The organism is Cohaesibacter marisflavi (genome assembly GCF_963665895.2).
GTDB classification, from domain to species: domain Bacteria; phylum Pseudomonadota; class Alphaproteobacteria; order Rhizobiales; family Cohaesibacteraceae; genus Cohaesibacter; species Cohaesibacter marisflavi.
In genome coordinates, this window is record NZ_OY762534.1 from 2,218,873 (window position 1) to 2,240,795 (window position 21,923).

At 55.0% G+C, this 21,923-nt stretch carries 20 protein-coding genes; 9 read left to right on the plus strand and 11 right to left on the minus strand.

Annotated elements, in window-relative coordinates; genetic code table 11:
- Positions 1-233 precede the first annotated feature (233 nt).
- From ACKPCT_RS11160 to ACKPCT_RS11170, 3 genes are all read left to right on the plus strand, one after another.
- Complete coding sequence (locus ACKPCT_RS11160; RefSeq protein WP_319569226.1) at positions 234-743, plus strand: tyrosine phosphatase family protein; 510 nt, start codon at positions 234-236, stop codon at positions 741-743.
- Positions 744-892: 149 nt separating this feature from the next.
- Positions 893-1,975 (plus strand): NUDIX hydrolase, encoded by a 1,083-nt coding sequence (locus tag ACKPCT_RS11165; RefSeq protein WP_407652486.1) that lies wholly within the window; start codon positions 893-895, stop codon positions 1,973-1,975.
- A 10-nt stretch (positions 1,976-1,985) separates the two neighbouring features.
- Positions 1,986-2,693, plus strand: coding sequence for a ribonuclease HII (locus tag ACKPCT_RS11170; protein ID WP_407652468.1), 708 nt, complete (start codon positions 1,986-1,988; stop codon positions 2,691-2,693).
- Between the two features lie 36 nt (positions 2,694-2,729).
- Here ACKPCT_RS11170 and ACKPCT_RS11175 read toward each other — a convergent pair whose 3' ends face one another.
- Together ACKPCT_RS11175 and ACKPCT_RS11180 are read right to left on the minus strand one after the other, a co-directional pair.
- Positions 2,730-4,715, minus strand: coding sequence for a DUF2207 domain-containing protein (locus tag ACKPCT_RS11175; protein WP_319569228.1), 1,986 nt, complete (start codon positions 4,713-4,715; stop codon positions 2,730-2,732).
- Between the two features lie 129 nt (positions 4,716-4,844).
- Positions 4,845-5,405, minus strand: a complete 561-nt coding sequence (locus ACKPCT_RS11180; protein WP_090071272.1) for a LemA family protein — start codon at positions 5,403-5,405, stop codon at positions 4,845-4,847.
- A gap of 393 nt (positions 5,406-5,798) precedes the next feature.
- Between ACKPCT_RS11180 and ACKPCT_RS11185 the strand changes: the two genes are divergently transcribed.
- Both ACKPCT_RS11185 and ACKPCT_RS11190 read left to right on the plus strand, forming a co-directional pair.
- The gene (locus tag ACKPCT_RS11185) at positions 5,799-6,725 is read left to right on the plus strand and encodes a ChaN family lipoprotein (protein WP_319569229.1); all 927 of its coding nucleotides are present in this window, start codon (positions 5,799-5,801) and stop codon (positions 6,723-6,725) included.
- A gap of 294 nt (positions 6,726-7,019) precedes the next feature.
- On the plus strand, positions 7,020-8,138 hold the full coding sequence (locus tag ACKPCT_RS11190; protein WP_319569230.1) for a FecR family protein: 1,119 nt from the start codon (positions 7,020-7,022) through the stop codon (positions 8,136-8,138).
- A gap of 90 nt (positions 8,139-8,228) precedes the next feature.
- Here ACKPCT_RS11190 and ACKPCT_RS11195 read toward each other — a convergent pair whose 3' ends face one another.
- Positions 8,229-9,176, minus strand: a complete 948-nt coding sequence (locus ACKPCT_RS11195; RefSeq protein WP_319569231.1) for a glycine--tRNA ligase subunit alpha — start codon at positions 9,174-9,176, stop codon at positions 8,229-8,231.
- A gap of 762 nt (positions 9,177-9,938) precedes the next feature.
- Between ACKPCT_RS11195 and ACKPCT_RS11200 the strand changes: the two genes are divergently transcribed.
- Together ACKPCT_RS11200 and moaB are read left to right on the plus strand one after the other, a co-directional pair.
- A complete protein-coding gene (locus tag ACKPCT_RS11200; RefSeq protein WP_090070670.1) occupies positions 9,939-10,580 on the plus strand; it encodes a YitT family protein in 642 nt (213 codons plus the stop codon).
- 125 nt (positions 10,581-10,705) lie between these two features.
- Complete coding sequence (gene moaB, locus ACKPCT_RS11205) at positions 10,706-11,275, plus strand: molybdenum cofactor biosynthesis protein B (RefSeq protein WP_319569232.1); 570 nt, start codon at positions 10,706-10,708, stop codon at positions 11,273-11,275.
- Positions 11,276-11,341: 66 nt separating this feature from the next.
- On the opposite strand, the gene ACKPCT_RS11210 is transcribed toward moaB, so the two are convergent.
- The 6 genes from ACKPCT_RS11210 to ACKPCT_RS11235 all read right to left on the minus strand — a co-directional run bounded on the left by ACKPCT_RS11210 (position 11,342) and on the right by ACKPCT_RS11235 (position 18,432).
- Positions 11,342-11,677, minus strand: a complete 336-nt coding sequence (locus tag ACKPCT_RS11210) for a hypothetical protein (protein ID WP_090070674.1) — start codon at positions 11,675-11,677, stop codon at positions 11,342-11,344.
- Between the two features lie 217 nt (positions 11,678-11,894).
- On the minus strand, positions 11,895-12,734 hold the full coding sequence (ygfZ, locus tag ACKPCT_RS11215; protein ID WP_175527974.1) for a CAF17-like 4Fe-4S cluster assembly/insertion protein YgfZ: 840 nt from the start codon (positions 12,732-12,734) through the stop codon (positions 11,895-11,897).
- A gap of 111 nt (positions 12,735-12,845) precedes the next feature.
- The gene (locus ACKPCT_RS11220) at positions 12,846-13,703 is read right to left on the minus strand and encodes a TIGR01459 family HAD-type hydrolase (RefSeq protein ID WP_319569233.1); all 858 of its coding nucleotides are present in this window, start codon (positions 13,701-13,703) and stop codon (positions 12,846-12,848) included.
- A gap of 143 nt (positions 13,704-13,846) precedes the next feature.
- Positions 13,847-15,946, minus strand: coding sequence for an EAL domain-containing protein (locus ACKPCT_RS11225; protein WP_090070680.1), 2,100 nt, complete (start codon positions 15,944-15,946; stop codon positions 13,847-13,849).
- Positions 15,947-16,733: 787 nt separating this feature from the next.
- Positions 16,734-17,897: a PA0069 family radical SAM protein gene (locus ACKPCT_RS11230; protein WP_407652469.1), complete on the minus strand. Its 1,164-nt coding sequence runs from the start codon at positions 17,895-17,897 to the stop codon at positions 16,734-16,736.
- Between the two features lie 205 nt (positions 17,898-18,102).
- Positions 18,103-18,432 carry a hypothetical protein gene (locus ACKPCT_RS11235; RefSeq protein WP_090070689.1) on the minus strand — a complete coding sequence of 110 codons (330 nt, stop codon included), beginning with the start codon at positions 18,430-18,432 and terminating at the stop codon, positions 18,103-18,105.
- A gap of 416 nt (positions 18,433-18,848) precedes the next feature.
- Between ACKPCT_RS11235 and ACKPCT_RS11240 the strand changes: the two genes are divergently transcribed.
- Entirely contained in the window at positions 18,849-19,430 is a 582-nt protein-coding gene (locus ACKPCT_RS11240; protein ID WP_319569235.1) for an ATP-dependent Clp protease proteolytic subunit, read from the plus strand.
- A gap of 73 nt (positions 19,431-19,503) precedes the next feature.
- On the opposite strand, the gene ACKPCT_RS11245 is transcribed toward ACKPCT_RS11240, so the two are convergent.
- Positions 19,504-19,758 (minus strand): hypothetical protein, encoded by a 255-nt coding sequence (locus tag ACKPCT_RS11245; protein ID WP_319569236.1) that lies wholly within the window; start codon positions 19,756-19,758, stop codon positions 19,504-19,506.
- Between the two features lie 173 nt (positions 19,759-19,931).
- On the opposite strand from ACKPCT_RS11245, the gene ACKPCT_RS11250 reads away from it, so the two are divergent.
- A complete protein-coding gene (locus ACKPCT_RS11250) occupies positions 19,932-20,861 on the plus strand; it encodes a LysR family transcriptional regulator (RefSeq protein WP_319569237.1) in 930 nt (309 codons plus the stop codon).
- A 37-nt stretch (positions 20,862-20,898) separates the two neighbouring features.
- Here ACKPCT_RS11250 and ACKPCT_RS11255 read toward each other — a convergent pair whose 3' ends face one another.
- Positions 20,899-21,837 carry an AEC family transporter gene (locus tag ACKPCT_RS11255; protein WP_319569238.1) on the minus strand — a complete coding sequence of 313 codons (939 nt, stop codon included), beginning with the start codon at positions 21,835-21,837 and terminating at the stop codon, positions 20,899-20,901.
- Positions 21,838-21,923: the final 86 nt, after the last annotated feature.

A 21,923-nucleotide genomic window follows, 5' to 3' on the forward strand; every position in this document is an offset into this window, starting at 1 on the left:
CGCCGCCCGGAGCCGATGCGGATGCGTGAGACGAAGGATCTGCGACCAAATGGTGAGCGCCCTGTAAGCGCACCGAAGAAGAAAAGCTGCTAGTCTGCTATGGACCCTCAAGGGTGATTTGTCAGGACAAAGAAGCACAGTCTACGCCTGACGCAAAGACACCCCGATCATGGATTGGAAAACCAGCACCCTCTCCAATATCAAGATCGGCAAAAAAAGGAACGGTCAGTTCGATGCTCTATGTTTGCTCTCTATCCAAGCTTGAAAAGGTGGTTGAAGATGTCAAAGCCTCCCACCTGGTCAGCGTGGTCAACCCCGAGATGGAGGTCGAAAGGCCGCGACGTATCGCCAAGGAGAATCATCTTTTTTTGGGCATGAATGACATCGCGGCGACCATCCCGGGCTTTACGCTGAGTTCAGAGCAGCAAGTCCAGCAAATGATCGACTTCTTTCGCCACTGGGACCGTAGCGCTCCGATGGTGGTGCATTGCTGGGCAGGCGTCAGTCGGTCAACGGCTTCAGCTTATATTGCAGCCTGTGCCTTGCGGCCCGAGCTTGACGAAATGCTGCTGGCGCAAGACCTGCGCAAAGCCTCTCCTCCAGCGACGCCAAACCGTCGGCTTGTGGAACTGGCCGATCATCTGCTTGGGCGCGACGGGCGCATGAGTGAGGCGATCAAGAGCATTGGCCGCGGCGCTGATTGCTATGAGGGCAATGTTTTTGCCATGCCTCACATCCTCTGAGCGGACTCTGAGCAGAAACTGTTTTCATTCAAATCTCTATGCTGTAGTCATAAGACAATGCCAGTCTGTTGTGTCTGCTCTTGCGGCCATGGCAGCGGCGTCCCTGACAGCGAGAGGATATAGTGGATCAGGAAACCGACACCGCCTCAATGATCTCCATTTCGGTCGGCCTTAACGCCGCCATTATCGCCGTGCGCGACCTGACGCCGATGGTTCTGGAAGTGCATCTGCCCCAGAGCATGCATCACAAGCCGAGCGATTCCCTTGCTGATCTGACACAAGACCCTGCCTCCTCTTCTCCAAACGAGCCCACTTCGGCAAATCAGCCCTATGACTCGCAGGCTTCCTTGCCTTTCGGGCCGTTTGATCCTGCCCGTCACCGGACGCTGGAAGCTGGCCTGCGTGGCTGGGTGCGCAGGCAAACGGGCTTGCGGCTCGGCTATGTAGAACAGCTCTACACCTTTGGCGACAGGGGACGCCGGATGGAAGCGCATGAAAGCGACATACACGAGGTATCCATCGGCTATCTGGCGCTGACGCAACTGGCCGAGGCGACCGAAGACGGTCCGGGTGGACAGCTGGAGCAATTCGGAGGGCGGTGGCGCAGTTGGTATAGCCATTTTCCATGGGAAGACTGGCGCGATGACCGCCCCGCTCTGCTTGACGCCCAACTGATTCCGGCCTTGCGCAAATGGGCAGCCGTTGCGCCCGATGATGGCAACAAGCCTTTGAGCCCCATGCAGCGCTTGCGCCTGTCCTTCGGCATTGATGGTGCCGTGTGGGATGAAGAGCGCGTACTGGAACGCTATGAGCTGCTTTATGAAGCGGGCCTTGTGCCCGAGCATTATCGCGACCGGGGCATTGCCCCTTCCCCCGATGCGTTGCTCTTTGGCCAGCCGATGCAGATGGATCACCGGCGCATTCTGGCCACAGCCATTTCGCGTTTGCGCAGCAAGTTAAAATATCGCCCCGTGATCTTCGAGCTTTTGCAAGACAGCTTTACCCTGACCCAATTGCAAGAAACCGTGGAGGCCATTTCAGGCCGTCATCTGCACAAGCAGAATTTCCGTCGGCTGGTGGAACAGGGCCAATTGGTTGAACCAACCGGAGCGACCTCTACTCGCACGGGTGGCCGCCCAGCCAAGCTCTATCGCTTCCGCCGCTCGGTTCTGGTCGAACGCCCGGCCCCCGGCCTCAGGGTGGGCGGCAGCAGCAAGATGGATGCGAGCTAAGGGACACCTGATGATGAAGCAAGTTCGCGGCAAAGGAAAAGGCAAACAGGGCTCCCTGTTCGACATTGCATCAACCAGCGCAGGAACCGGAGCAGCCACCGGACCAGACTTCACGCTTGAAGAAGCGGCGATGAAGCAATATGGAGGCCTTGTGGCAGGCGTTGATGAAGTGGGACGTGGGCCTCTTGCTGGCCCAGTCGTGACTGCCGCCGTGGTGCTTGATCCTGATGCGATCCCTCAGGGGCTCAACGACTCCAAAAAATTATCAGAGGCCAAGCGGGAGGCCCTGTTCGAGGCCATCTGTTCCAGCGCCCAAGTGTCGGTTGCCTCGGCCTCACCGCGCCAGATTGATAGTCTCAATATTCGCGGTGCGACGCTCTGGGCCATGGCGCGCGCGCTCAGTGGTTTGGCCATTCCGCCTGCCTATGCCCTGTTTGACGGGCGCGATGTGGCTCCCGCCTCTCCCTGCCCCGGCATGCATGTCATCAAGGGGGATAGCCGCTCGCTCTCTATCGCAGCAGCCTCTATCGTGGCCAAGGTGACGCGGGACCATCTGATGATGCGCATGGGGCGCGCCTTCCCCGGCTATGGCTTCGAGACCCACATGGGCTACGGCACCAGAGCCCATGTGGAGGCCTTGGACCGGCTCGGTATCACGATCCATCACAGGCGCAGCTTCCGCCCGATCTATGAACGGCTCGGACCTGACAACGCATAAATGCGGCGCACAAAAGAAGCGTCAAAGAGGTGGGGCCTACCAGCCACCACCGCCGCCGCCGCCACCACCGCCGCCAGAAAAACCGCCGCCTGAAGAACCTGATGAGGACGAAGCTGGCGGAGTCATGGCGCTGGAGAGATCTGTGCCAATGGCATCGGTGATTTGTGCCAGAGCTGCCGTCGGGTGGGCCGCACTATAGGCGCCGACATACCAGATCGGATGATAGGCCCGGGACGGAGGCAATTGCGAGAAGACCTTTGCCTCGAAAGTCTTGGACCATTTGCGTTCCACCCCGAGGGCAATGGCATAGGGTAGCAGATCTTCATAGAGCTTTGGCGTCAGTTCCGGCATATCGGCCGCATTGGCCTCGTCCACCTGTTGGGCAACGGTCACCGTCATAAACAGCTTCAGCCCTTCGATCTTGTCCATCACCTGTCGGCCAAGCTGCGTGGGGGCTTTCATCCATTGATAGAAGCCCAACGATAGCAGCCACATGAAGAGGATCAGAAGCACTGGCGCTATGGCCAACTCACTCCAGAGGCCCGGAATGATATTTTCCTGCCCAACAGCCAGCACATAAAGGCTTGTTCCGGCCAGTGCCGCCAGAATGAGCCCCTTCAAGGCATTCTCAAGCTTGTGGGGCAAAAGGGCCGTAACACCCATGAACAGGATGGTGAAAACAGCGCCTAAAAACGCCAAGACCATCACTTCCAGAATAGGAAATTCAAAAGGCGGAGCCCAAAAGCTTTTGAGGAGGAAGTATAGAGCGACTGAGACGACAGTGATCAGCAAGCCAATAAAAGAGCGCCCCATATTTTCGTGATAGTAGGTCTCGTCGGTTTCCTTATCAACGGCACTGGTGAAAGCCGACATGATTTTGCTCATCTGCTTATATTCCATGTCTGCCAGCTTGACTGTGTCACGCCCGTCAAACAGGGCCTTGAACAGAGCCTTCTCGCCCACCGGCAGGCTTTTGACCGCCGATACATGCCGCTTTTTGCCTGCCACCGTAACACCGGGCGCATCCTTGCGAATGATTTCGGCGCTCTTGCCGACTTCCCTGATTTCGATCAGCCCCTTGATCGCCATGGAGATCAGCGCTGCAATGAAGGTCTTCTGTTCGCCCTCTTCAAATTCTCCCATGCCCTCGATATAGCTGGCCATCGCAGGCGATATCGCCTCCGGCGCGCGGTAAAGAGGAATGATGGCACCGGCATCCGGGTCGCGCCCAACTTTCACCCACGAATAGACAAGCCAGATAAAGGTGACGATGGCCCCGAACAGAACCACATAAAGCGGACTGTTATCAAGAAAGAGACCCACTGCCTGTTCGCTTTGGCTTGGTGCAGCGATCACACCCTTTGGCCAGGCGACGGCAACGGCCATACCCTCGCGGGGGGCAAATTGGCGAGTTGCTTCCAGGCTGATTGACCGGTCAGATTGATCCGTGACCGTGTAGCTGTTGCCCCCTTCGCCATAGCGGCCCGTATAGGCAGAATATTGCAGCACCGACGCCCCTTGAGGGAGTTGTACCGTCACGCGGGCCCGTTCGATCGGAAAAGCCCATTCGGTGCCAATGGCATTCCAGTAGATCTCGTCATAGTCATCAAAGAAGCCAATCGAGTCTTCGACACTGTAGGAAATTTCGTAGGTGTGCAGCCCGTGTTGCAACAGAACATTGGCATCGCCAATGCGCAGGCGGAAATACCGCCCCTCATGGCTTATCTGATAGGGTTCATCCTGCCCATCGCGGCGGACCGTGCTGACCTGAGGGTTGATATTCACATAGCGTCCATCCTCACGCCGATAGGTCTCCGGGATATCGCGCAGCAGGCCGCGTTTGATCTGCTCTCCCTCAACATACACTTCGATGGTTTCGGTAATATCGACGGAGCGATCCTTATTGACGCTGATAGCCACCTGATAGTCGGCAATCCTCTCTCGCGCCAGAGCATCCGCTCCGGAGCCTGCGAGCATGAGAAAAGCGACGAGAAGCAAATGAAGTGAGAATCGCAGTGGCATATCTAAGTCCCTTTTCGGACAGCCGCATCGGCGCAAACATATAACGAAACGCACCTGGCAGCCCAAGTGCGATATGTCAGATCAATAGGCAACAAGAGCCCGCGCCGGGCTTTGCTGCGGATCGGAGAATCAGAATTTTACCTGAGGTGTTGCGCGATCTTCTTCATTCTCAACCTCGAAATAATCCTTCTTGGCATAGGAGAAGAAGCCCGCAACGATGTTGGAGGGGAACTGATCGATCATTGTGTTGAGGTTACGCACGGTGCCATTGTAGTAGCGGCGGGCGAGCTGGATTTCATCTTCCACGCCGGAAAGTTCCTGCTGCAGATTGAGGAAGCCTTCGTTGGCCTTCAGATCGGGATAGTTCTCGGCCACGGCCATGAGATTGACCAGGGCCTTGGAAAGATTGCCCTCGGCCAATGACCGCTCCATGGCGCCACCCTTGGAGGCATTGGCAGCACGGGCACGCATCTCTGTTACCTTTTCCAGCGTCTCGCGTTCATGGCCCATATAGCCCTTGACGGTTTCCACCAGATTGGGAATGAGATTGGCGCGACGTTTCAACTGCACGTCGATTCCCGACCAGCCCTCATTGACCATCTGTCTGGTCTTGACCAGTTTGTTATAGATGGAAATAGCATAAAGGCCCAAAAGAACCACGATCCCCAATAGGACCCAACTGATAGCCATGATCATGTCTCCTGTGAATTGGCCAGCCTTGCAGCAAACAGGCCTTCATGCGGAGAGTAACCCAGATGGCACAAAGTGCAAGCAAGAGTTGACATGGAACACAGCAATTCCTGTGGCTCTCACTCTTTAGCCCAAGTCTTGCCCGAGATGGATGCAAGCATAGACAAGATGCTTTAGGATTGTTCCAGAGACCCGACAATCGAACTCGAAACAGTTAAGGGGTACCATGCCATGACCTGCAAGAACAGACATTCGTTCTCTCTCTTGCGCGAGAAGCTTATACTGTGGTGTGATGCCACTGGTGTAAGATTTTTTCTGGGGTTTACCTTTCTGATTGCTTTTAGCGCATGGTCCGCACCGTCTCTGGCCCAAACCGTTACAGAAGAAAAGCCCATGTTGCTTAGCGAGCATCCTTTGTCTGAGAGCCTTTGGCGTATGAAGACCGGCAAGCGAGCGACGCCGGAAGTGCTTAATGATGCCATAGCCATCGCCGACTATCTTTTGCTGGGCGAGAAACATGACAATCCACGTCACCATGCCCTGCAAGCGCACATTATCGATGAAGTCGGTGCGCTAGGCCGTGAGGCGAAAGTGGTTTTCGAAATGTTAGAGCCTTCTCACCAGCCCCTCGTGGATGCGGTAACCAGATTTGCATATCGCAATCGCGCGGCTGATAACGCCAATTTGCCCGAGCGCCTTGCAGCTCTGGGAGACGACCTGCATTGGAACGATCGCGGCTGGCCCGACTGGAGCTTTTATCAACCCATTTTTGCCAGCGCGATAACCCACGCCATGCCGATCTTTGCAGGAAACCCTGAGCGATCAGATCTGCGCGCTTTGGGAAAGACTGGTAAGGTACCCGAGCGTCTTCGAGAGGATCTGAAATGGGACACCATCTATGACAAAGCTCAGAGCCAGAGCCTGACAGATGAATTGGTCGCCGCCCATTGCGGTATGATCAGTCGGGATGCTGTTGGCCCCATGATGGAGATGCAACGGCTCAAGGATGCGCATATGGCCCGCGCCATGCGCAGGAGCCATCTGGACGGGTCCCTCGCCATTCTTGTGGCAGGCAACGGCCACACCCGCAAGGATCGAGGCGTGCCGATGTTTCTGGAAGCAGATGCCCGCGTGGTATCGATAGGTTTTGTCGAGGTCGCACGGGGAGAAGACAAGCCTTCGTCCTATGCTGCTTTTGACGCGGCCCTTTATGACTGGATCTGGTTTACGCCGCGGGTGGATGAGAAAGACCCTTGCGATAAATTCAAGGCCCAGCTTGAGGCGATGCAGACTGGCAAAAAGCAGAAAGCCGACCGATAGGTGGCAAAGCGCGGCGCGCCGAACCGACAGTTATCCACGCAACTCATGGACGCGCCTGTCCAATATATAACCCAAAGATTGGTTCTGGCCCCTTCCTTTGCCCAGACCATTCAAATGCTATTTATCACGACAATACTTCGTTAACACTACCGCGTGGAATTACCTAGAAACACTAGAAATAATATTATATCGACGTGCCTATTAATCAGGCATTTAGGCATCCTTGTCATTTTTGCTTTTAATAAAAATCAAAAGACTTCGGGTCTTTTAAAGACTGTCAAGGAAACGCATGCTATGCGGCGCATTCTATTCGCTTTCGTTCTGCTTCTCGTCCTGCCTTTGCACGCTCAAGCGCAATCCGGCGCAAGCTGGACCGTGCAGAAAATCACAGGTCTTGCCTATATCGCCCAGAAGGGTGAGAAGGCCATCAAGGTGCGCAAGGGGTCTGTGCTGCATCCCGGCCAGACACTATCGACCAAGAACCGCACGCGCCTGTTGCTCATCCGGGGCAAGGAGCGGATGCAGGTCGGCCCTGATGCTATCATGGCCATTCCGCCCGCGAAATACATCCAGTCTGGCAAAACCGTCATTCTACAACAAAGCGGACGCATCCAGTTGACCGTCAATAAACAGGACGTAAAGCATTTCTCTGTGAAGACGCCCTATCTGACCGCTGTGGTCAAAGGCACCGTCTTTACCGTCGATGTGGCACAGAATCGCGCAGAGGTATCAGTCAACCGTGGCCGTGTGGAAGTCTCCGACGGAGCAACCGGCAACACGACGGAAATCACGCGTGGGCAGAAAGCGTCTGTTACCAAGGCCGCATCCGGCAAGACGAACATGACGGTTCAGGCCAAGGGCAAGAAGCCAACCATCAAACAGATCAAGTCGAAGATCACCAAGCCGAATTTCTATGCAACGGTTCAGGTTAAGGGCAAAACCCGGGCCTTGAAGGCTGGCAGCAAGACAGCGACGACATCGGTGGAGGAAGCCCGATCGGAGCTCTCAAGTTCAACCTCGTCCGCCTCAGCGAATGGCAATAGCGGGAATGGGCGCGGAACATCGTCAGCATCGAGCAGCTTCTCCAGTTCTAGTGATGACGACAATGATCACAGCAGAAACAGCGCATCATCAAGTCACGCCAACGCAGCATCCAAGCAGAGCAATGCCGGAGGCAACGGATTAAGCAACAATGGCAAGAGCAATGCCAACAGCAATGCATCCAGCAACAACGGCAAGAGCAATGCCAACAGCAACGCGTCAAGCAACAATGGCAAGAGCAATACCAACAGCAACGCGTCAAGCAACAATGGCAAGAGCAATGCCAACAGCAACGCGTCAAGCAACAATGGCAAGAGCAATGCCAACAGCAACGCGTCAAGCAACAATGGCAAGTCGGGCAAAAACAAATAGACCGACGCCATCGCTTGAGAACAAAAAACCGGCCTCAATCACCTGAGGCCGGTTTTTTGTATCAATCCTGTTTGCTGATATCGGTCGCGATCAGCTCTCGTAGCCAAGGCCACCGGCTTTGGTCTTGAGGAAGGCTTCACCGCAAGACTTGGCCAATTCCCGCACGCGTAGAATATAGCTCTGACGTTCAGTCACCGAGATAACGCCACGCGCATCAAGCAGGTTGAAGACGTGGGATGCCTTGATGCACTGATCATAAGCTGGGAAAACGCAGTAATGCATGCCAGCTTCACTGCCTGCTTTCTCGCCCTGCTCAAGAAGAGACCGGCATTCAGCTTCCGCATCCTTAAAATGCTGGAACAACATTTCGGTGTTGGCATATTCGAAGTTATGGCGGGAATATTCCTGCTCGGTTTGCAGGAAGACGTCGCCATAGGTGATGCGTTCTTCGCCATCGCGACCATTGAAGTTGAGGTCGTAAACATTGTCCACGCCCTGCACATACATGGCCAGGCGCTCCAGCCCATAGGTCAATTCACCAGCGACAGGTGCGCATTCAATGCCGCAGACCTGCTGGAAATAGGTAAACTGGGAGACCTCCATGCCATCGCACCAGCACTCCCAACCAAGGCCCCATGCACCAAGGGTAGGGCTTTCCCAGTCGTCTTCCACGAAGCGGATATCATGGATGGAGCTATCAATACCGATCGCCTTCAGAGAGCCAAGATAAAGATCCTGAAGATTTTCCGGGCTTGGCTTCAGCAAGACCTGAAACTGGTAATAATGCTGCAGACGGTTCGGGTTTTCACCATAGCGCCCGTCAGTTGGGCGGCGCGATGGCTGCACATAGGCTGCGCGCCACGGACGCGGACCAAGCGCACGCAAGGTGGTCGATGGATGGAACGTACCGGCACCGACTTCCATGTCATAGGGCTGAAGAACTGCGCAGCCGTAATCGGCCCAATATTTCTGCAGCGCCAGAATCATGCCCTGAAAAGAACGTTCTGGCTGCATGTGAGGGGCAAGAATGTCGGTCATCTTCCTAAAGTGTCTCTTTTAAAGTGGAAAAATTCAGTACTCGGTGTCCCGAAGGCTCGAGCGGACCCTAATGCAATCGGGATCATAAGAAAAGCGCGATTTTGCGCTGTGATTATCTTCTCGCATCCACCGACCGCTTAGGGCGCAGGAATATAGCGAATTTCCGCTGGACCAGCACAAATATATTCGCTACGCTCTCATTTAGGCAACATCTCCTTGCTTTTCGATGCCAATATGAACGCTAAATGAATGATGCACTCAGATTTCATTCAGGTTCGATGCATTATAAGGCCGCCAACGCGATCAGGAGATGCGGCGTTTGCTGATCCGACAAGAAACTTACTCCCAATAGCCACGAACTTCTTGGTCCGGTTGTCCTTGCTGACAGCCGAGCCAGCGATCCGCCTTTGGCTCCGCTTAGACTATGCAACAGCTTTCGTCGTCCCCAATGTGATAGCTGACGCGCACTGGTTTCGCGGTGAAATTGCCCTTCCAAGCGTCCCCCAAACGCGCAATGTTCCGAAGGTGGATCGCAACAACTCTTTTTGGTCTAGCTCGTGGGCCCACTTTGGCGCCTAGGCCTGCCCCCTTCCCCGATTACACTCATTCCGATAGCCAGATATCTGCTTCGCCCGGCGTTTTGAGCAAGGCAGCAATGACGAAGTCGCTTTTTGCATATTTCTTCTGGTATCCATCGCGTCTTTTCTTTAGATGCACAGGAAACAAGTTCTATAAGCTCATTTCCACGGATGCCAATCGGCCATGACCAACAAAAAGCCCAGCGCAGATAACAAAGATCCCCATAAGAATAGTGAGAAGCATAGCCTTCTGGACGATGTGCAAGGGCTGACATTCGGTGTCTTTGCCTGCTCTCTGGGTATGGTGTTTCTGACCCATCTGGGCTTTCTGACCGGACAGACTGCAGGGCTTGCACTACTGATTTCCTATTTGACGGATTATGATTTCGGCACGGTGTTCTTTCTGGTCAATATTCCTTTCTACTGGTTCACCTATCATCGCATGGGCATGCGCTTCACCATCAAGTCTGTCATCTGTGTGGTTGGCATGTCGGCCATGATGAAATTCGTCTCCCCTGCCATCAGCTTTGAGCATCTGGATCCGCTTGTTGGCATTCTCGCCTTCGGCGCCATGGTGGGGGCCGGGCTTCTGGCCATCATTCGCCATGAAGGTAGCTTGGGCGGCGTTGGAGCGATGGCCGTGACCATTCAGGAATTCACCGGCTTTCGGGCTGGCTATGTGCAGCAATTGCTGGATCTGGCGATTTTCGCCACCGCGCTGTTTTTCTTCCCCTGGCCAATCATCGCCTGGTCGGTTCTTGGCTCTATCGTGCTCAATTCCATCATCGCCATCAATCACCGGCGAGATCGCTATATCGGGCGCTAGGTTGGTATCGAGTGGGCGTCGGAGCTCTCTGGCCATGCTTTGCATCTTGACAGGACAAGCTGTTAGGCCATTCAATCGGCTCACGCTTGATACCGATTTGCCAAAGACCGACAGGAAAGACACCCATGGCCTATTCCCATTCTCCCGATTCCGATGCGCCCCGCTCTTTCATTCCGATGAAAATTGCCATCATGACGGTGTCCGATACGCGCACGCTGGCAGATGACAAATCCGGTCAGACCCTCGTTGACCGTTTGCAGGCTGCGGGGCATAGCCTCGCTGACAGAGCCATCGTGAAAGACGATGTCGAGGCCATTCAGGCGCAAGCCAAGGCGTGGATTGCCGATGAGGGCGTGGATGTCATCATTTCAACGGGAGGTACCGGCTTTACCGGCCGCGACGTCACGCCGGAAGCCATGACCCCGCTGTTTGACAAACAGATGGATGGCTTTTCGTGGCTGTTCCACAAGATCTCGTTTGAAACAATCGGCACATCGACCATCCAGTCTCGAGCAACAGCAGGACTGGCCGGCACGACCTTCATTTTCTGCATTCCCGGCTCAAGCGGTGCCTGCAAGGATGCATGGGATGGTATCCTCGTCCATCAGCTGGATTACCGCCATCAACCGTGCAATTTTGTAGAAATCATGCCCCGCCTTGATGAGCATCTCAAACGGGCCAAGCTGCGCTCATGAAAAAGGCCCCGAATGGGGCCTATCCTCTACAAGACTTACTGCCGGTCCTTTGGGCGCAGCCTTGCGTCAGGCAACCTCGCGCAAGGCTGCGCCCATGCGGCGGATCGCATCAAAATCGCTGAGCGGTGTATTCATTTGCGGGAAGGCTTCCATGCTGGCTGCGGTCATGGCTACATAGAAGCTGTCGACCTGTTCATTCTGCTCCAAATCGCGCAGGGTTTGCAGAGCTTCCGTGATATTCTGACAATCGGAATAGCAAGGTGTACCAGATTGCGTGCACCAGGCCAGCTTCACATAGGCGCCAAAGCGTGGCCCTGAAAGATCACCTTCATCGATCTGCTTTTTGGCAAAATCAGCGATGTCTGCAACCAATGAATCCAGTACAAGCAAGTCCGTCGACATTTTAGCAATCCTTCGTCCCCAATAGCTTTCAGCCTAAGGAGAGATGCTTAATAAAGCATTGAAGGATACCCATGCCTTGTATTTTTGTTAAGCATGGACCAAAAATAGAGGTGTAATCTGGCTTTTCCGCAACCGAACCCGCGCAAAAGACCGTCATCACCAAAGAAGCAATGACGGCCTCATGCAAATTGCAACAAGAGTTGGCATAAAGCCACACTCAGGCGGGGAGAGAAAAGTCGGCATAATCTGGCAACTCAATGCGCAAGGGCACGCTGCCTGCCGTCAGAGCCAATCCATCCTTGAGGGCATCGGCCACCCGATCCAGCCGCACAATGGCCAGAGCGCGTTTGTCGAGCATAGCCCCGACTTCGCCGACCGGTTTTTCTCCGGCAAGGATTTTGGTACCAGTCGGGGGAATCGGCATATCCGCTTCAAGGCGCACCAGACGTTTGCGGGCGGTGCCTCGATGCTGCATGCGTGAGACCACCTCCTGCCCGATATAGCACCCTTTGCCAAAATCAAGACCACCCAGCGCGTCCATATTGATGTCATGAGGAAATGCATCATCAAGAGAGAAATCAAGACCGGCCTGCGGCACAATGGCCGCGATATGGCGGGCCAGATAGGCATTTTCCAATTCGGGTGAGGTTTGCCACTGGGCGCCCTCACCATAAAGCCGCCAGCCAAGTTGATCGGACCGGGTGTCACGTAGCGCGCGCGCATCCTTGTCAGCATCGGCTACAAAGGCCACACCAACGCGTTCGCTGCTTTCCTCTATCGTCACATCGGAGCGCATCCGATAAAGCGTCATCTTCTTGATAAAGGTGCCCAGCTGCTCCCTGTCCAGATCAAAGCGGAACTGTCCGTCGTCTCGCGAGAGCAGAAAATCGATGGTGATTTTCCCCTGCGGCGTCAGCAAGGCTCCGTGACGAAGCTCCCCCTGTTTCAGATCATCCAGATCGATCGTGATAAGCCGTTGCAGCAGACTTTCCGCCTCGGAGCCGGAAAGTTGAACCACAACACGATTGGCGAGATGAAAGATCTGATCCTGAGGCATAACACGTTCCTTTTCCTGTCGGCGCATTACGGCCCGCAAGCCGCATTCTAAACAGGAATATAGGATAGACGAGCGGTCAATCCAACCGCCCGTTCAAAGAGGATGCTGCTCTTACCAGGCTAGGCGTGTCATGAAGCCGACCGTTTCCACGTCCTCATGGGTCAGACGCAGGCTGACGCGATCATCATCAGGCGCATCCATGGGGCCGAAATCCTGCGCATGAATGCCCGCTGTGATGAACAGGGCATCAATCTTCTGATAATGGCCACCGCGCATATCCGTCGGCATGGCGTCGCCAATGATCAGAATGTCGGACTTGGCAATCGGCGCTCCGTTGATCTCGGTAAACTTGGCAAGAGACGCCTCATAGATCGGGGCTTCAGGTTTGCCTGCCATGACGATTTCACCGCCATAGGCCTCATAACGGTCGGCCAATGCACCAGCGCAATAGACCAGTTTGCCGCCCTGATCGGCAATCCTGTCGGGATTGACGCAGACAAAGGGCAGATGCCGTTTGGCAAGGCGATGCAGAAGGGCGTCGTAATCGTCCGGCGTCTCAGTGAGATTGTCCAGAAGACTGGTGCAGCAGATCATCTCTGCTTCGTCTTCCCCTACGAGTTCCAGCCCGAGGCCTTCAAACAGCGGCAGATTGCGCTCGTGGCCCAGATGGAACACCTTCTTTTTGCCGATCTTGGTAAGCTCGGCTCTTGTCACATCGCCCGAGGTGACGACCGCATCATAGCAGTCACGCGGCACGCCGAGGCTATCGAGCTGCTCGCAAATCTGGGCAGAAGGGCGCGGCGCGTTGGTGATCAGAATCACCTTGCCAAAGTCTTTGCGGAAGTTGCCGAGCGCTTCGACGGTGCAGTCGTTGACAGTTTGCCCGTTGTGCAGAACACCCCAGATGTCGGACAATAGTCCCTTGTAATTCGGCGCAATGGCTGACAGGCCAGCGATGCGGGAAGACATGGCAATCCCTTCATGTCGAGAAGTGGTTTCAGGTTCTCCCTCTTGTCTCTTGTTAAAAATACAAGGTCAAGAGGCAGATGATGCCCTCTATCGCAAACATGTGCGCAAAAATGCCGCGCCTCATCGATGTCACCTGAGGGCGATCAGGACACTTCAATATATTGGCCGCGATCCGTTCCCGTTTTCAGGCCGAAATCATCGGCCGCAGGCAGGCGATCAGACTGGCCTGCGCTGCGTTGTGGCTGCATGCGATCCTGAGCGGCGGCGCGAACGGTTGGCGCAGCTCCGTCACCGGTCTGCCCCGATGCTTCGCCCGGAGCAATCAGGCCTGCAGCCTCGGCCAGAACGGCGCGGAAGTGATCGCGAGTTTCGCTGTTGTTGGTATCCTCGGCGGCCATGGCGCGCAGGGCCTCGGCTATGCGCGGATTTTCTCCCAGCGTACGCTCAGCCCCGTTGCTCCCTGCTCCGGCCGTCGGCTCGTTGGAAAAGGAAGCCGGTTGAGATGGACGTTGTGGCGCGCGTTGCGCCCCTGAGCCATTTGACATACGCGATGACGTGGCCGATCGGGAGGACGGGGCCGAAGGCGCCTGTAGGCGGGATTGCTCTGGGAACTGGGACAGGCGATCAACAGGCGAAGCACGGTTTGGTGTCGGTTCATTGCCGCCCCCAGACATGCGCGCCACCTGCGAGGGGCGTATCGCCGGACGAGGGGCTGCAGCGGCCTGTTGCTGCTGAGAGACGGTTCCTGCTTGCAAGGGGCCTCGCATCGTGGCCGGATTGCCCTTCAGTGCCTTGGCTGGCGCGAAATGATCCCCTTGGGCCAGATGCACATTATAGTCGATCAGATTGACCAGATCGCGCTCGCTTTCAACATGGGTGACAATCAGGTCCATGCCTTTGCGCGAAAGCAGGCGAGAAAAGTCGGCAGGGTGAATATCAAGCCCGCGACCGGCTTCCCGATGGGTCAGGATCGGCGCGGCGATCTTGGCGAATTTGACGCCTTTCTGGGCGAACTCGTCAAAGCCGGCAGCCAGATTGGTGACGCGGTCTACCGAGAAGCGGAAGCCCATGGAGCTGAGCAGCTTCAGGGTCTCTTCTTCCATCAACCCGAATTTGCGCAGATCAGCCTGCGAGAATTCAAGAATCACATGGGGGGCCAGATCACGGTTCTGATCGAACAGATCCCGCATCAGGGCAAAGAAATCGCTATCGGCAAGGCTCTCCAGCGCGAGATTGCAGAACAGCTCCACCGGATGGCCCCGATCTGACAGACGGCGCAACAGGCGGAATGCCTCATTGACAGCCAATCGATCCAACATGGGCAGGAAGCCGTTCTGGCGACAGACCGGCAAGAAGATGTCTGGCGTAATCACCTCGCCATCGTCGGTCTTCAGCCGTGTCAGGGCTTCGTAATATTGCGGTTTGCGCATAGGCAGGGCAACGATCGGCTGCATGAACAGTTCGATATGGCCAAGGGCCAGAGCACGACGCACCTTGGCTTCGTCTTCCGACGTCACCGGTTGTTCCCTCGTCTCTGCAAATGGGCCAGTTGGACCTCCATCTGTCGCTGCGGGTGGCGGCGACGGGCGGTTCCCCTGCTCCTCGGCATAAGGTTGGACATGAGATTGGGTTGGCGCTGGTTGTTCCTCGGGTTCATCATACCGACGCGCGGGCTCGGAATAGCTCGGTGCAACGGGCTGGGCCACAGGCTGGACGGGCTTCTCAGCCGGTCTTTCATGTCTTGCGGACAGAGAGCGCGCGTTGGCGCGCAGATGTTCCTCCAATTCCTTTACGGAACTGGTGGCGGCAATCAGCTTGGCGTTGACCTCGGCCACCTGCCCTTCGCCCTGCTGCATACGCTCATCGAGATCAGCGCAGCTCTCGGCCAGTTGCTTGACCAGCGTACCTATCACATCCAGCTCTGCCAGAATGGGTTCCACCTCTTTTTCAAGGCGGCTAGCTACGGTACTATCGAGCTCGCGCGCCATTTCGCGCACATCCTGCACTTCCTTGGTCAGGGCCAGTTTGAGGCGAGTAAGATCATCCATCTGCTCATCGAGCATCATGCGATCACGCACGCGGGAAATCTGGTAATGCACCAACAGCAGCGTCAGCAGAATACCGAAGGAAAAAGGCGAGGCCTCAGTTATGGACAACCCGAGTTTGAAATGCAAAATGGCGCCGACAGACAAAGAGATGGCGACCATACAAATGGCGATAAAAACGGCCCCTAGCCTTTGCATGTTTTCATCTCCGTTACAGGCATTTCGTGGCCCCGCTGCTTTACTAGTTACATCTTCAGCTTCGCGGGGCGATCCAATCGCCTTACTCGCTGCCGCTACTCATCAGGCACGAAGCCCATACTATCCAAATTCCAGCCAGCCCTGCGCCGCTGCAAAAGCCCTGTTCGAGTGCCCAAGGCGACGAATCAAACCATTAACACTTCGTTAGCGTAGTATGCCGGAGGGGCAGAGAAAAGTGTTTCACGAGAGGGTGTGGGCTATTTGCGAATGCTTGCACGCTTTTTCGCTTGCCTCAGAATATAAAGTTGGTGATCAAGGCCCACATTTTTCGCCTCAGCAGCTGCGTCTGACGGAGCACGACCTCATGAGAAAAGCTGAAACGGGAGAGGACAAGCAGGCCGGGTCTTCTATTGCTGCAAAGCAGTTAAGCTCTTGAAAAAATAAGCTGCCCCGATCAAACCGCCAAACGGCGATTGAAACGGGGCAGCTGGAGGCGCAGTGAAGGGAAGCCACATTCACCGCGCAACAGGAACGATGCGGCGTGTCCCTGCTATAACCCTTTTAAAAACCGGAAAAACCGGTCCATTAACCTAATCGGGTTGGCTCCTAAAGTGATTCCGTAGAGAGTACAAATGATATCTTGGGCTAAAGATAGAACATTTTTAATTTGCTCACACTTATCCAAAAATATCTCACTTAATCATGTGTTAAAGACGCCTGCTGCCAAATATAAGTATACTGAATATCGAGTATTGTTATGCAGAAGACACTTTAAGCAATGCTCCTGTCAGAATAGAGATAATTGGGCCTCGTTTCTTTTTGGGGCTGCAAAATGTTTCAAGGATAGCCGTGTGCGTCGGGTGTTATAACCAAGCTTTCTGCACACAACATCAACGCGCTTATGAAGAAGCTCAGCAAAAGGCCCTGTTCCTTTCATGCGCTGCCCCATTCGACTGTCATAGTCCTTGCCACCCCGCATGGAGCGCAAGACATTCATTACATGGCGGTAGCGATCAGGATAGTGATGCAGCAGCCAATCCTGAAAGAGCGGACTGACTTCATTGGGCAGGCGCAACAGAATGGTGCCTGCTTCCCGTGCCCCGGCTTCATAGGCTGCAGTGAGAATGTTTTCTACCTCATTGTCATTGAGCGCAGGAATGACAGGTGCAACCAGGACTGATGTGGGAATGCCCGCTTCAGCCAGCCGCGAGATGGTTTCAAGGCGTCGTTTCGGGCTCGCGGCACGCGGCTCCATGGCGCGGGACAGGCGATTGTCCATCGTCGTCACAGACAGAGCCACCTTGACGAGATTGCGTTCATTGAGCGCCTTTAGTTTGTCCAGATCGCGCAGGATCAGCGCAGACTTGGTGACAATCGCCACCGGATGGCCCGTTTCCTCCAGCACATCAAGAATATCGGGCATCAGGCGATACTCGCGCTCCACTGGCTGATAGGGATCGGTGTTGGTGCCAATGGCAATCGGGCGCGGTCGATAACCAGGGGCCGAGAGTTCCTTCTTCAGCTGATTGGCAGCATCGGGCTTGACGAAAAGCTTGCTTTCGAAATCAAGCCCCGGCGACAGCCCCATATAGGCGTGGGTCGGGCGGGCGAAGCAATAGATACAGCCATGCTCGCAGCCGCGGTAAGGGTTGATCGAGCGGTCGAAAGGGATGTCCGGCGAGTCATTACGCGTAATGATGGTGCGGGCCTTCTCTTCCTGCACCTCCGTGCGCAGAGGCGGCAGCGGCTCTTCCCCATCCGGGTAAGACCAGCCGTCATCGACCGGTTCTGTCTGGTAGGGCTCGAACCGTCCCGTCTTGTTGGAACGGGTTCCCCTGCCGCGAATGCGTTTGCCCTTATGCAGGCCGGGGTCAACCTGAAAACCGACAAAGGGATCTGCGTCCTCCAATCCTTGCTTGCGAGCGGTTGCTTTGGCGGCGGCCATGCTCATCAGTCTCCATCGCGTCTCGCGTGCGCTTGCGAGCGCCCGTCGATTCTGTTAGCGTTTTGTTCTGAGAGAATGATGCGGCAGAAGATAGAACATAGCAAGAACAAATTTTTGTCTTGCATCGCTGATGCACTGTCGATGCGCTGCTGATGCAAAAAAGGGGCCGCAGCCCCTCTTCTCACCATGCCTTTATTTCGTAGGCTTTGCCCTATTCACCGAAGGTGAAAGTGCCGATCTTGCAGACATCGATATTTTCCTGTGTAACCCGGTCGTCATCTTCAAACACGGCAAGAAAATCGAACATGCAGTTTCCGGTTCCGTCATCAAAGTTGATTTCAACGGCTTCTCCATGATTGAGTCGCTGACCTGCCAGAATATTTTCTTCCCATTCATTCGTGCCGCTGTTGGAGCCATAGAATTCAACGATGGCATATCCGGTCTGGTTTTTGATGGTTACGTTTCTGTCTGCCGCAAAGGCATAGCTTGTCGCAGCGAGGGTCAGGCCGGCAATCGTGGCAGCAAGAAAATTGACTTTCATGATTATACTCTCCCATTCCGGAAGATGCGGTCTGCGCTGCCGCACAATTCCGGATGTTTTCAAATAAGGACGATCCGCTGTTCAAGAACAGATTAGTAAGTAGAAAAGCTCTAAAAAACAGAGATTTAGATTAGAGTGCGTCCAGTAGATTCCACAAATCCGGCATTTCATCAACCGGTTTCTCGGTTTTTGTTGCAAGACGTTAATGGGCTCTTGCCCGATTGAACCTTCATGTCCTTCATCCGCAAACAACCAAGCAAACTACAGCGTAGGGATGAAGCGCCATTTTGTTGCATCGATAAAAGGACTTGTTCACGAGTTGTTATTAAGGTGGGCGCGAACTATGTTTGATTCGACGCCCGGTTTGCGCCAAATGCCAAAAGGGCAAAGTCAATTGCCAGATGGGAGTTCGCACCATGAGCGAAGAAAATGAAAAAAAGTCGGAAGACTCTATGGGCAAGGATGCGGCCGAGGCCCTGTTCAAATCCCGATCCGTCTTCATTTACGGTGAAGTGACGCAGGAAATGGCCCAGAAGGTGAGCGCCCAGTTGCTCGCCATGGCAGCCACAAGCGACGAAGACATCAAGGTCTTCATCAATTCTCCAGGTGGCCATGTCGAGTCTGGCGACAGCATGCATGACATCATTAAATTCATCAAACCGAAGGTCTGGATCATCGGAACCGGTTGGGTCGCCTCTGCGGGTGCTCTTATCTATATTTCCGTTCCGGTAGAGCGCCGCGTTTGCCTGCCAAACACACGCTTCCTGCTGCACCAACCATCGGGCGGTGCGCGCGGTATGGCCTCTGACATCGAGATTCAGGCACGCGAAATCATCAAGATGAATGAGCGCCTCAACAAGCTCTTCTCGGAAGCAACAGGCCAGCCGATTGAAAAAATCGCAGCCGATACCGACCGCGATTACTGGCTTTCTTCTGAAGAAGCCAAAGAGTATGGCCTCGTTTCCAAAATCATCACCTCACACACCGAAATCGGCTAATGGGGGACTTGCATCGTGGGCCGGCTCCGGCGTGCGAGGCAATGATTTGATTGAATTGCTTTTCTGGCAGGTCTCAGGCCTGCCAGAAATATTTTGAGGCTTCCTTTTCCGCCTCATGCCGGGTCATACCGCAATCTTCCAGCACAGCATCGTTAAAGCCGATCGTTTTAAGATCGCGCCGCATCTGCTGACGTTCCTTGCGGCGGCCACGCCACAGAGCCAGCGTCTGTCTCAAGCTTCTTTGCCGCTTTGGCCCATAGTTGGCGATCAAAGCCAGTGCTTCATGATGGCTCATGCGATTGAAATCGCCCTCAAAGCTCGTCTTCATGGCCTTCTCTCCTTCATTGTTTTTGTTATCTTTTGCTATCGGATTCGTCTCGCCCGAGCTAGTGCAATTATTGCGTCTTTTTGGCTGTAATAAAATTGAAAAATACGCACCTTATATGTGAGGAAAAGTGACATGATCCCATGCCCTCACATAAGCAGGAGCTTCAAAAATCCATGGCGCAATTGCCACCCCTTGCCTCCCTGCTGGCCTTTGAAGCGCTGTACTACAGCGGCTCGGTGACGGGAGCGGCCAACAGGCTTGGCCGGACCCACAGTGCAGTAAGCAAGCAGCTTCATCAGTTGCAAGACCATGCAGGAACGCAGCTTTTCGAGAAGCATGGCTCGGGCATCAAGCTCACGCCTCAAGGGCAGAAATTTGCCTCGATCGTTGCGGATGGTCTGTCCGATATTCGCAAGGGCTATGACAGTTTGCGCCTTGAGCGGACGCAGCAGAAAGTCTCCATCAAGGTTAGTTCAACCTTTGCCCGCGTCTGGGCCATTCCCATTGTCGCGCGTTTCAACCGGCATCATCCGGATATCGAGATCCAGATAACCCTTACCATCCCGCTCAATTCCCACTCCTTCGACGGCTCGGTAGATCTGGTGCTTTCATGGGATCGCTTTGTGAGCCCAGAAGAAGCCCACCCGAATGGCACCACCTTGGGGGATGTCCATATCGGGCCGGTGCTATCACCTTCCTACCCGCATCATCTTGAAGACGGACATTTGGCCTTCAAGAACCGCCTTGACCGACGTGGCTCGGAAAGTGGCTGGGCGCAATGGTCGGAGATGACCGGCCTTACGCTATCCTGCGAAAGCCAGCAGACCTTCGAGCTGGCGGGGCTCGCCTATGAGGCTGCCGAGCGGGGCATGGGCGTGGCACTGGCCCCCAAATTTCTCATCGAGAAAGAGCTGAAAAGTGGCACGCTGATAGCGCCTGCCGGCTTCTATTGTTTCAAGGAAGGCCTCATTGTGCGTCCTTCCTCGGAGCGCCCCCAGCCCAGCCAGAGTGCGATGATCTTTCTCGACTGGCTCGCCAGATATGGTCGTCTCGGTGACGATGGCTATCTGGCCGCCGACGTGCTCGACCCGCTATGGGGATAAGTGAGCACCCTCGCCATTGCCCGCCCGTTTTTACCCGCTAGATGGTAGGATGGAACCCCAAATAGATGGCAAACAGCGCAAGGCTTACCACGGTGGATACCGCCAGCGCATTGATCACATAAGCCCTTTCACTTTCAGGTGCCTTCTGCATGAAGAGTGGAATGATGAAGGGGGGTGGCAATATCAGCAGGGTGAAGAAAGCCATCTGGAAGGGTTCGCCAAGGCCGAGCAGGCCACCCAGCACAAACATATTGAGCAGAAGCGCCAATGGCACCAGAATGCCGTAGCGCAGGGCGACCATTTTCAAAACATCGCCCAGCCCCTCGCGATGGATGCGAATGCCATAGCCCACCACCAGCAGGATGAGCGGAATGGCCATACCAGCCAGCAGCTTCATGGTGCCATAAAGGCTTGAGAAAACTGGCGTCGTCTTGATGAAATCCGACAGGCCGAGGCCATTGCACACCAGACCGGCGACCAGAGCGATAACCACCGGCGAGGTTGCAAACATTTTCAGGATCGTTGCCGGATCGCTCTGCCCGTCTCGGCGGATCATCAGCATGGGCGCGAAAATGAACCAGATGAACAACTCATGGGCCAGATCGACCACGGCGATATAGCCCACCGCCTGCAATCCATAAGCGCCACCGAACAGGCTGACCCCGAGCATGCCATATTCAAAGCCGGTCATCAGAAAGGGGAAATAAGGATGGTTGGGAGCCAGTTTCGGCCCGACGATCCGCCCCAGCGCATAAAGTCCGCCGCAAATGGCGGCCGTTACCACGAAGACACCCAGATAGGAGGCCTTCATCGCCATATCCAGAAAGACCGTGAACAGCACACTGGGCAAAACCAGATTGACCACAAGCTTGGTCAGGCCTTCCATGATCTGCGGCGACAGGACATTGAACAGGCGCAGCGACATGCCCGCCAGAATGAGAAACAGAATTGGCAGAATTTGATCAAGAACCGACATGATGACGCCCCTCCCCCACAGGCGACGCTCACCCGCATGACGAGTGTGAGCCCATCAATGCTATTGGTCAGCCAGTTCTTTTGGCA

Excerpts from the sequence above, each read along its gene's own strand:
- ACKPCT_RS11240 (WP_319569235.1), top strand. The coding sequence starts at position 18,849 with ATGAGCGAAGAAAATGAAAAAAAGTCGGAAGACTCTATGGGCAAGGAT.
- ygfZ (WP_175527974.1), bottom strand. The coding sequence starts at position 12,734 with ATGCCTCAGGATCAGATCTTTCATCTCGCCAATCGTGTTGTGGTTCAA.
- moaB (WP_319569232.1), top strand. The coding sequence starts at position 10,706 with ATGGCCTATTCCCATTCTCCCGATTCCGATGCGCCCCGCTCTTTCATT.
- ACKPCT_RS11225 (WP_090070680.1), bottom strand. The coding sequence starts at position 15,946 with ATGCAAAGGCTAGGGGCCGTTTTTATCGCCATTTGTATGGTCGCCATC.
- ACKPCT_RS11175 (WP_319569228.1), bottom strand. The coding sequence starts at position 4,715 with ATGCCACTGCGATTCTCACTTCATTTGCTTCTCGTCGCTTTTCTCATG.
- ACKPCT_RS11220 (WP_319569233.1), bottom strand. The coding sequence starts at position 13,703 with ATGTCTTCCCGCATCGCTGGCCTGTCAGCCATTGCGCCGAATTACAAG.
- ACKPCT_RS11235 (WP_090070689.1), bottom strand. The coding sequence starts at position 18,432 with ATGAAAGTCAATTTTCTTGCTGCCACGATTGCCGGCCTGACCCTCGCT.
- ACKPCT_RS11245 (WP_319569236.1), bottom strand. The coding sequence starts at position 19,758 with ATGAAGACGAGCTTTGAGGGCGATTTCAATCGCATGAGCCATCATGAA.
- ACKPCT_RS11230 (WP_407652469.1), bottom strand. The coding sequence starts at position 17,897 with ATGAGCATGGCCGCCGCCAAAGCAACCGCTCGCAAGCAAGGATTGGAG.
- ACKPCT_RS11180 (WP_090071272.1), bottom strand. The coding sequence starts at position 5,405 with ATGGCTATCAGTTGGGTCCTATTGGGGATCGTGGTTCTTTTGGGCCTT.
- ACKPCT_RS11195 (WP_319569231.1), bottom strand. The coding sequence starts at position 9,176 with ATGACCGACATTCTTGCCCCTCACATGCAGCCAGAACGTTCTTTTCAG.
- ACKPCT_RS11210 (WP_090070674.1), bottom strand. The coding sequence starts at position 11,677 with ATGTCGACGGACTTGCTTGTACTGGATTCATTGGTTGCAGACATCGCT.
- ACKPCT_RS11160 (WP_319569226.1), top strand. The coding sequence starts at position 234 with ATGCTCTATGTTTGCTCTCTATCCAAGCTTGAAAAGGTGGTTGAAGAT.
- ACKPCT_RS11190 (WP_319569230.1), top strand. The coding sequence starts at position 7,020 with ATGCGGCGCATTCTATTCGCTTTCGTTCTGCTTCTCGTCCTGCCTTTG.
- ACKPCT_RS11185 (WP_319569229.1), top strand. The coding sequence starts at position 5,799 with ATGTTGCTTAGCGAGCATCCTTTGTCTGAGAGCCTTTGGCGTATGAAG.
- ACKPCT_RS11255 (WP_319569238.1), bottom strand. The coding sequence starts at position 21,837 with ATGTCGGTTCTTGATCAAATTCTGCCAATTCTGTTTCTCATTCTGGCG.
- ACKPCT_RS11165 (WP_407652486.1), top strand. The coding sequence starts at position 893 with ATGATCTCCATTTCGGTCGGCCTTAACGCCGCCATTATCGCCGTGCGC.
- ACKPCT_RS11200 (WP_090070670.1), top strand. The coding sequence starts at position 9,939 with ATGACCAACAAAAAGCCCAGCGCAGATAACAAAGATCCCCATAAGAAT.
- ACKPCT_RS11170 (WP_407652468.1), top strand. The coding sequence starts at position 1,986 with ATGATGAAGCAAGTTCGCGGCAAAGGAAAAGGCAAACAGGGCTCCCTG.
- ACKPCT_RS11250 (WP_319569237.1), top strand. The coding sequence starts at position 19,932 with ATGGCGCAATTGCCACCCCTTGCCTCCCTGCTGGCCTTTGAAGCGCTG.